The organism is Fulvivirga lutimaris (assembly GCF_009711525.1).
Taxonomy (GTDB): Bacteria; Bacteroidota; Bacteroidia; order Cytophagales; family Cyclobacteriaceae; genus Fulvivirga; species Fulvivirga lutimaris.
The window spans coordinates 1-8,695 of record NZ_SMLV01000254.1 but is presented as its reverse complement, the minus strand read 5'-3'; the positions used below and the strand labels follow the sequence as shown (position 1 = coordinate 8,695).

Below are 8,695 nucleotides of genomic sequence, written 5' to 3'. Positions count from 1 at the left end.
TTTTTAAGTGATTTAGGAATTAGGGAATATTCAGCCATTTACTTTTTCGAAAACTATCAAATCGAAATATTACCTGTGCTTTGTGCCAGCTTATTTATTTGGATTGTGAATATTCTAATGCCAACACTATTAGGAATCCCTTTTGTGTTTCAACTAAACTCAAAAGTTGAGTCATGACCTATTTTGTTATTATCACACTGTCAGTTTATTGCCTGTGGTTGGTTATCATGCTTATTTCCTGGCAGCTTATTAGACCGGTGCCTTTTGGCAATGAGGCTCATTTAAAATTGACTGTGATTGTTCCATTTAGAAATGAATCACAAAACCTATCAGCTTTGATTCACTCCTTTAATAATCTCAATCTGGAGCGCTTGTCTGTAGAATTTCTTTTTGTGAATGATCATTCATCTGATGATTTTGAAAGGATTTTGGAATTAAATAAACCTGACTATGCGCTATTTTCACTTCCCGATAATATGTCAGGTAAGAAGGCAGCGATAACATTTGGGGTTGAACATTCAACTGGTGACATAATAGTCACTACCGATGCAGATTGCGAAGTTCAGCCTAATTGGCTTCAAGTTATCAATCAGTATTTTCAGAGCACTAAAGTAAATATGGCATTTGGTGGTGTAACCTTCAAACCGGTTGGCTTTTTTGATAAACTACAACTGGTTGAGTTTGCACCACTTATTGGAACAGGGGCAGCAAGCCTAAATATAGGTCAGCCGTTTATGTGCAACGGTGCAAATCTGGCTTTTAGAAAATCAGCCTTTGAAGGGGTAAAAGGATATGTTGGAAATGAACATATAGCCAGTGGAGATGATGAGTTTCTGTTAGCTAAGTTTCACAAGCATTTACAGGGTGAAATTAGCTTCATGAAAGATAAAGAAGCCGTTGTTTCAACTTCTGGCTCAAAAGACATCAAGACTTTTTTCAATCAACGGAAAAGATGGAGCAGTAAGTGGAATAAGAACCTTTCAGTTTATAAGATATTCTTAGCGCTAATGGTGCTATTGACAGCGGGTGCTACCATTATGGGCCTTATTAACCTGGCGTTTAGCTTTAATATGCTTGTATTGACCATTTTGATTGTGAAAATTATTTTGGAAGGCATTTTTATAGGTTCAATACAACATCACCTAAATAGTTCGTTTAATATTTTTTATTATTTACTAGTTCAACTGGTGTATCCGTTTTATGTCCTTATTTTTGGTGCAGTAGCTAATTGGGGTGGATATAAGTGGAAGGGTAGAGCCTACTGATTTTTAGTAAACTGTATAATTAATTATATTGCTTAAGGCCATTAACCGCCACAATCTTATTCATGGATACACTTTCGTTACAGAATAAATATAACCTTAAAGAGCTAGAGTTAAACGCACTGCTGGAGATCACTCAGTCAATTAACAACAACTTACCCGAAGCCTCTCTCTATAAAATTTATGAGTTCACATTAAGAGGAAATCTGAACATTAAAAGGTTAGCACTTTTTGTAATGGATCAGACATGGAGCTGTAAGGTGAGTTTTGGAACATCTACCAATTGCTTTGAGCAAAAACTTCCGGAGGATTTTTTGGTAACAAAAGTACTTACTCAGATCGATGATAGAGATGATGTGTTTGGTGAGTTTGATTATTTGATACCTATATATCACAAGGCATCCTTACTCTCAGTTGTATTTGTTGGTGGTATTAATGCAGAAGACGAAGAGTCAAAAAAGAGTAGTACCAGATTTATTCAGGCACTCACAAATATTATTATAGTTGCCATCGAAAATAAGAAACTTGCAAGGCAACAGTTGGAGCAGGAGGCTTTAAGGAAGGAGCTAGAGATTGCCAGTGATGTTCAGCAGTTTTTGTTTCCAGACTCTTTGCCATATGGCCTTCGCTTGAAGATTGAGGCCAGTTATTTGCCTCATGATAGAGTAGGAGGTGATTATTATGATTATGTGCCTATTAATCAAAATCAATTTCTTATTTGTATCGCTGATGTTTCGGGTAAGGGTATTCCTGCCGCATTGATGATGTCTAACTTTCAGGCATCACTTCGAACGCTCATACGCCAGACTCCTAACTTGGTGGAAATTGTTAATGAGCTAAACTATCAGGTGCTGGAGAATGCAAAAGGAGAGAAGTTTATAACTTTCTTTGCTGGCATTTATGATCACAAGTTAAAGACTTTGGTTTATATCAATAGCGGTCACAATCCACCTTTGCTGATTACGAAAGATGATATTATTGAGTTGGAGGAAGGGTCGACCGTACTTGGTGCTATTCATCCGCTACCCTTTGTCAATGAAGGGTTCATTACTGATTTAGATGAGTTTCTTTTGTTTTGTTACACTGATGGACTCACTGAAACGGCAAATGAAGAAAATGAAGAATTTGGTCCAGAGCGATTGATAGAATACTTCAAAGAGAACAGGCATCAGGATTTGAAAAAGATTCATCAGGACATTATAATTAACTTGGATGGTTTTAAAGGAGATAATGGTTATCATGATGACATCACCATTTTATCCTGTAAAGTAGACCTGTAATGTTTTTTCACCATACCCCTTGGTTAGTCCAAAAGTTATACCCCACGCTGGTTTGGTCGGTGCCAACAAATGAAAAAGTTATTTATTTAACCTTTGATGATGGCCCAATTCCTGATTTAACGGAGTTTATACTGGATACTTTGAAAAAGTATAATTCAAAAGGTACCTTCTTTTGTGTTGGTGATAATTTGAGGAAGCACCCTGAAATTGCTAAAAGAGCATTTGATGAAGGTCACAAATTAGCTAATCATACTTTTAATCATTTAGCGGGTTGGTCAGTCGATGATGAGCAGTATTTAGATAATATTCAAGAATGTGGTAAGCATTTAGAAGGACTCAATGATGGTACTAAATTGTTTAGACCTCCCTATGGTAAAATTAAAAGAAGCCAGATCAGTAAAGTGTCCCCGAATCATAAAATTATAATGTGGGACGTACTTTCCGGAGATTATAGTAAAAAGGTAAGTCCTGAACAATGTCTTAAAGGAACAATAGCAGCAACTAGAAAAGGGTCCATTGTGCTATTTCATGATAATGTTAAAGCAGAAGCTAACATGAAGTATACCTTACCAAGGTTTCTTGATCATTTCTCTAATCAGGGTTTTTTGTTTGAAAGCCTATGATAATAGTTCTGTCTTCTTTAATTGGAGTTGTTATCCTTACAGACATCAGTCTTATGGTCTGTTGGGTTTACTTTGAACGGGGAAATAGAAAGAAGACAGCTGATTCAGATCTAGAGAATTGGCCTAAAGTTTCAATACTTCTTGCTGTTAGAAATGAAGAAGAGAACATTCAAAGGTGTTTTACTAGTCTAATGGCATTAGATTATCAGAAAGATAAAATTGAAATACTAATAGGAGATGATAATTCCACTGATAGCACCTATGAGTTAGTTGAGCGGTTGATAGCGAATCATCCAAATTGCCATTTATTTAAAATTGATGATGAAACTTCTCACCAAAAAGCAAAGGCAAAGGTTTTGGGGCAACTAGCCCAAAAGGCCAGTGGTCAATATTATTTTGTGACAGATGCAGACATGCGGTTGCCTGAATCTTGGATTAAAGAAATGGTTATAACTGCTGAAAGTGGTATTGATATTATTACTGGGGTTACACTAGTAGAAGATAATAAATGGCAGAGTATTGATTGGCTTTTTGCCATTGCCATGATTTATGTTCTGGACTGCTTAGGTAAACCTGTAACTGCTATGGGAAATAATATGATGATCTCGAGGCGGGCTTATAAAGCTGTTGGAGGTTATGAGAAAATCCCCTTTTCTATAACAGAAGATATGGAGCTTTTCCGTCATGCTAGAAAAGAAGGCTTTAAAGTGAAGCACATATTTAATTATTCAGTGCTTGGGTTCACCAAATCGATCAAAGAAGTCTCTTCACTTTTTCATCAGCGTAAAAGATGGATGCATGGTGCATTGCAGTTAAAATGGCCAATGATTACAATTTTGGTAATACAGGCATTTTACTTTCCATTGATTATTAGTGCTTTTATAATCTCTCCTATAATAGCCTTAGGTTTATTCATTGTTAAGACCATGATTCAGGCATTATTCATCCACTTTTCTGCCAGAACATTAAAACATAAAGTATCAGTCATTCACCTCTTCTTATATGAGTTTTATTCCTGGTTTGTCTCCATTGGATCAGGTCTTTTTTATTTATCTGGCAGCAAAGTAATCTGGAAAGGCAGGAAATATTAATTTTGGCAATTGTGACTAATTAATGATCATTCAATTATATAGTTGTCAATGAATAAGCTAATCGAAACCCACGCACACATATATTCTGATAAATTTCAGGCTGATATAGATGAAGTCTTGGAGAGATCATGGGAAGAAGGACTTGATAGAATCTATATGCCAAATATTAATCATGAGTCAATTGATGGCATGCTTGAATTAGAGAATAAGGATTCACGATGCATTCCTATGATGGGTTTGCACCCATGCTCTGTAAATAAAGACTTTGAGAAGGAATTATATTTGGTAGAGGATTGGCTATCAAAAAGAGATTGGGTGGCTGTTGGAGAAATAGGAACCGATCTCTATTGGGATAAGACATTTTGGGACCAGCAACAAGAGGCTTTCAAAATACAGTGCAAGTGGGCAGTTAAATATGATATTCCTGTGGTTATTCATTGTAGAGAGAGTATTGATGAAACAATTTTGCTTATAGAGGAAATGGGTGAAGAAAAGTTGAGAGGTGTATTTCATTGTTTTACAGGAACTACGGATCAGGCAAAAAAAATCACTGAACTTGGTTTTTATTTAGGAATAGGAGGGGTTGCCACCTTTAAAAATGGAGGGATGGACACGGTTATTCCGCATATAGATAATGATAAAATAGTATTGGAAACAGATAGTCCATATTTGGCACCTGCACCCAATCGTGGTAAAAGAAATGAACCAGCTTATATTAGCTTGGTAGCTAGTAAGGTAGCTGAGTTTAAGAATTTATCAGTAGATGAAGTTGCTGAAATGACCACCACTAATGCTCTAAATCTTTTTAAATGAAGTTTACAACCTCCAATATCATAACATCATCGGCTAAGGCGCCTGATACCTCTATACTTATTATATACACTGGTGGTACATTAGGTATGGTCCATAACGACAAAGGATCATTGATTCCTTTTGATTTTGCTTCTATAATGGATCATATACCTTCACTAAGGAAGTTGGAATTGAATATAACAGTACTGTCCTTTGACAATCCAATAGACTCATCTAATGTTAATCCAGGACATTGGGAGCTGCTGGGGCAAATGATTTATGAAAATTATAAGGAGTATGATGGGTTTGTAGTGCTTCATGGTACTGATACTATGGCTTTTACCGCCTCTGCCATCAGCTTTATGCTAGAGAATTTGAATAAGCCTGTGATTTTCACAGGTGCTCAGCTTCCCATATCAGCACCAAGATCTGATGCAAGAGAAAATCTTATTACGGCATTAGAAATTGCTTCAACTAAAATAAATGGTAAACCGATGGTTCCTGAAGTGGCCATCTATTTTGATTCTGTGTTACTAAGAGGAAATCGCTCAAAAAAGGTAGAGAGCGTACATTTTGATGCTTTTGAGTCTGAAAATTACCCTCTGCTAGCAGAAGCAGGTGTAGTTATTAACTATAACGATAAATTTATACACTATCCTGAAGAAAATTTGGGTTTAACATTACACAAAAAACTTAATAATAAGGTCATCATATTGAAGCTGTTTCCTGGTATTTCCGAGGCTGCTGTAGAGGCTATTTTTAGCATAAAAGGCTTGAAGGGAGTGGTCATGGAGACCTATGGCTCCGGAAATGCCCCAACTGATGAGTGGTTTATTAATCTTTTGAAAGGTGCTATAGATAAAAATATAGTAATTCTCAACGTTTCTCAATGTCCCGGTGGCAAGGTAGATCAAGGGAGGTATGAGACTAGTGAAGACCTCGAAAATATTGGTGTAATAAGCGGGCTTGATCTTACATTGGAAGCAGCGGTAACTAAGTTGATGATGGTGCTTGAGGAGGAGGAAGAAAAGGCTGTTATTAAGCTTAGAATGACGAATTCTATATGTGGAGAGATGACAATAAATTAAATTTTATAAATCTGATATGTTCTTGCATAAAGTGTTTTTTATTGATTTATTTGTGCATCCTGTGAACAGAAGGCTCGCAGAATGGAGAGGTGACCGAGTGGTCGATGGTGCTCGCTTGGAAAGCGAGTGTGCCTGTCAAAGGGCACCGAGGGTTCGAATCCCTTCCTCTCCTCAGGTTTGATAAATTTTTGACAAATAAAACTAACAACATAGTTAAGAATTGGTCAGAAATACGGAGAATTGAAACTTTTAACTAACTTTAACTTTTAAATATCTAATTGCTAACAAAACCTTCTCACAACTGAGAAATATTTTAAAACTTGAACTATGAAAAAACTATTCACATTATTGGCACTGGTGGGGTGTTTAACCCTTAGTTATCAATCTAATGCTCAAGATGAAGCCGCGGATTCCACATCAACAGAAATGGCTGATTCATCAGCAGTTGCTGAAGAGCCAGTTGTAGAGGAGCCTGCTCCTGTTGCAGAACCGGAAGTTGCTGAAGCTGAAGTGGAAGAATCATTCCATCAGATTATTAAAGACAAATTCATTGAAGGAGATTGGAAATTTATGACTCCTGTATTGTTGTGTTTAATTATCGGTCTTTCGATAGCAATTGAGAGAATTATCACTCTAAATCTTGCAACAACTAATACTGATAAGTTACTAGCTACAGTAGAAGATGCACTTTCTAAAGGAGGTGTTGAAGCTGCTAAAGAAGTAACTAGAAACACAAAAGGACCTGTTGCGTCTATATTTACTCAAGGATTAATGAGAATGTCAGAAGGAATCGATATGGTTGAGAAATCTATCATTGCTTACGGTTCTGTTGAAATGGGTAGATTAGAAAAAGGACTTGTTTGGGTTTCTTTGTTTATCGCTCTTGCTCCAATGCTTGGTTTCATGGGTACTGTAATCGGTATGATTGGTGCATTTGATGCTATTGAAGCAGCTGGTGATATATCTCCACAAATTGTTGCTAACGGTATTAAAGTAGCACTTTTAACAACTGTTGCTGGTCTTATTGTTGGTATTATTCTTCAAGTATTTTATAACTACCTTGTGTCTAAAATCGATTCTTTGGTTAATCAGATGGAAGATGCGTCAATTACACTTGTTGACCTTTTGGTTAAGCACAAATTGACTAACTAATTAGTTATAACTTAAAATTATTTAAGAATGGAAAGTATTATAGATATAGGACTTTGGGTTTCTTACATAATGGTGATTATTGCCATCATAGGCGCGGTATTCTTACCCATCATTAAATCGTTAGATAATCCTAAGTCATTAGTAAAGCCGGCAGGAGCCTTATTAGGAATAGTAATTTTATTCTTGATATGCTACGCTTTTGCAGGTGACGGACTGAATGCTAAAGCAATTCAGGCAGGTGTAACAGGCGGAATTTCAAAATTCGTAGGTGGTGGACTTATTGCCATGTATGTTTTGTTCGTTGTGGCACTTGTAGGTATTGTATTCACCGAAATCAATAAAGCAATAAAATAATGGCACGTAACAAGGGAAGAGAAAATCCGGAAATTAACTCCAGTTCGATGGCGGATATCGCTTTCTTACTGTTGATATTTTTCCTGGTAACTACTACGATTGCCAATGATAAAGGTCTACTTATCCCTTTGCCTCCAGATCCAGATCAAATGGAGGATATTGATATCAAAATTCCAGAAAGGAATTTGTTTAAAATCCAGATCAACTCAGCAGATAAAATGCTAGTTGAGGGAGAGCCTTTTACGGCAGACCCTAAGGAACTTAAGCAAATGATTAAGGATTTTGTAAACAATAATGGAAGAGATCCAGAATCATCTGACAGTCCTAAGAAGGCTATTGTTTCGTTGAAAACAGATAGAGGAACAACTCAGGCTAAGTTTATAGAGGCACTTGATAATATTCAGGCTGCTTACTATGAAATGTATGCTGCTAGAGCTGGTGTAAGTCCTAAAGATTGGAGAAAGATTATCGACAATTTAAAGGAACCTGATAATAAAAGGATATATGACTTAGGTAGAGGAATGACTCCTGATGGGGAGATTGAATACCCAATGCAGATATCTATTGCAGAACCAACAAAAATAGGAGGTTAAGATATGTCAAAGTTTAAGAAGAAAGCGAATACTAAACAGGATATACCTACCTCTGCATTACCAGATATCATCTTCATGCTGTTGTTCTTCTTTATGGTGACAACAGTATTGAGAGAGGTAACGATTAACGTAAAACAAAGAATTCCTGAGGCTACCCAGTTAAGGAAATTGGAGCGTAAATCGCTGGTAAGCTATCTTTACGTTGGAGAGCCAAAGAAAACAGATCAGTGGGGAAGCGAACCTAGAATTCAAGCCAATGATGTGTTTATAGAACCAAAAGATGTTGTTCTTTGGGTTGCTTCTGAAAAGGATAAATTAAATGAGGTGGAAAGAGATCAGATAACTATAGCTTTGAAAGTTGATAAAGAAGCTAAGCGTGGTTTGATTTCTGATATTGAACTTCAATTAAGAAAAGCTAATGCTAGAAAATTATTGTACTCTACTATTCAAGAGTTAGAAC

10 protein-coding genes and 1 tRNA gene are annotated in these 8,695 nt (G+C 36.4%); all 11 read left to right on the top strand.

All coding sequences use genetic code 11. The features are described 5' to 3' along the window. The first annotated feature begins 173 nt into the window (after positions 1–173). Positions 174–1,265 (top strand): glycosyltransferase, encoded by a 1,092-nt coding sequence (locus E1140_RS03540; RefSeq protein ID WP_155179096.1) that lies wholly within the window; start codon positions 174–176, stop codon positions 1,263–1,265. A 62-nt stretch (positions 1,266–1,327) separates the two neighbouring features. Further along, the gene (locus E1140_RS03535) at positions 1,328–2,542 is read left to right on the top strand and encodes a PP2C family protein-serine/threonine phosphatase (protein WP_155179094.1); all 1,215 of its coding nucleotides are present in this window, start codon (positions 1,328–1,330) and stop codon (positions 2,540–2,542) included. Then, positions 2,542–3,165 (top strand): polysaccharide deacetylase family protein, encoded by a 624-nt coding sequence (locus tag E1140_RS03530; protein WP_155179092.1) that lies wholly within the window; start codon positions 2,542–2,544, stop codon positions 3,163–3,165. The genes E1140_RS03535 and E1140_RS03530 overlap by 1 nt, the downstream gene beginning before the upstream one ends. Continuing rightward, positions 3,162–4,256 carry a glycosyltransferase gene (locus E1140_RS03525; RefSeq protein WP_155179090.1) on the top strand — a complete coding sequence of 365 codons (1,095 nt, stop codon included), beginning with the start codon at positions 3,162–3,164 and terminating at the stop codon, positions 4,254–4,256. The genes E1140_RS03530 and E1140_RS03525 overlap by 4 nt, the downstream gene beginning before the upstream one ends. Positions 4,257–4,304: 48 nt before the next feature. After that, a complete protein-coding gene (locus E1140_RS03520) occupies positions 4,305–5,069 on the top strand; it encodes a TatD family hydrolase (protein WP_155179088.1) in 765 nt (254 codons plus the stop codon). Beyond that, on the top strand, positions 5,066–6,136 hold the full coding sequence (locus E1140_RS03515; protein ID WP_155179086.1) for an asparaginase: 1,071 nt from the start codon (positions 5,066–5,068) through the stop codon (positions 6,134–6,136). The genes E1140_RS03520 and E1140_RS03515 overlap by 4 nt, the downstream gene beginning before the upstream one ends. Positions 6,137–6,219: 83 nt before the next feature. Beyond that, positions 6,220–6,308, top strand: a tRNA-Ser gene (locus E1140_RS03510). A 155-nt stretch (positions 6,309–6,463) separates the two neighbouring features. Next, entirely contained in the window at positions 6,464–7,288 is an 825-nt protein-coding gene (locus E1140_RS03505) for a MotA/TolQ/ExbB proton channel family protein (RefSeq protein ID WP_155179084.1), read from the top strand. 27 nt (positions 7,289–7,315) lie between these two features. Next, the gene (locus E1140_RS03500) at positions 7,316–7,642 is read left to right on the top strand and encodes a hypothetical protein (RefSeq protein ID WP_155179082.1); all 327 of its coding nucleotides are present in this window, start codon (positions 7,316–7,318) and stop codon (positions 7,640–7,642) included. Next, the gene (locus E1140_RS03495) at positions 7,642–8,235 is read left to right on the top strand and encodes an ExbD/TolR family protein (RefSeq protein WP_155179080.1); all 594 of its coding nucleotides are present in this window, start codon (positions 7,642–7,644) and stop codon (positions 8,233–8,235) included. Before E1140_RS03500 ends, E1140_RS03495 begins: the two co-directional genes overlap by 1 nt. A 3-nt stretch (positions 8,236–8,238) precedes the next feature. Continuing rightward, on the top strand, positions 8,239–8,695 hold a 457-nt coding region (locus E1140_RS03490), incomplete at its 3' end, for an ExbD/TolR family protein (RefSeq protein WP_155179078.1).

What these genes read in the sequence shown, in the direction of transcription:
- E1140_RS03540 (WP_155179096.1), top strand. Translation starts at nt 174, where the DNA reads ATGACCTATTTTGTTATTATCACACTGTCAGTTTATTGCCTGTGGTTG.
- E1140_RS03535 (WP_155179094.1), top strand. Translation starts at nt 1,328, where the DNA reads ATGGATACACTTTCGTTACAGAATAAATATAACCTTAAAGAGCTAGAG.
- E1140_RS03530 (WP_155179092.1), top strand. Translation starts at nt 2,542, where the DNA reads ATGTTTTTTCACCATACCCCTTGGTTAGTCCAAAAGTTATACCCCACG.
- E1140_RS03525 (WP_155179090.1), top strand. Translation starts at nt 3,162, where the DNA reads ATGATAATAGTTCTGTCTTCTTTAATTGGAGTTGTTATCCTTACAGAC.
- E1140_RS03520 (WP_155179088.1), top strand. Translation starts at nt 4,305, where the DNA reads ATGAATAAGCTAATCGAAACCCACGCACACATATATTCTGATAAATTT.
- E1140_RS03515 (WP_155179086.1), top strand. Translation starts at nt 5,066, where the DNA reads ATGAAGTTTACAACCTCCAATATCATAACATCATCGGCTAAGGCGCCT.
- E1140_RS03505 (WP_155179084.1), top strand. Translation starts at nt 6,464, where the DNA reads ATGAAAAAACTATTCACATTATTGGCACTGGTGGGGTGTTTAACCCTT.
- E1140_RS03500 (WP_155179082.1), top strand. Translation starts at nt 7,316, where the DNA reads ATGGAAAGTATTATAGATATAGGACTTTGGGTTTCTTACATAATGGTG.
- E1140_RS03495 (WP_155179080.1), top strand. Translation starts at nt 7,642, where the DNA reads ATGGCACGTAACAAGGGAAGAGAAAATCCGGAAATTAACTCCAGTTCG.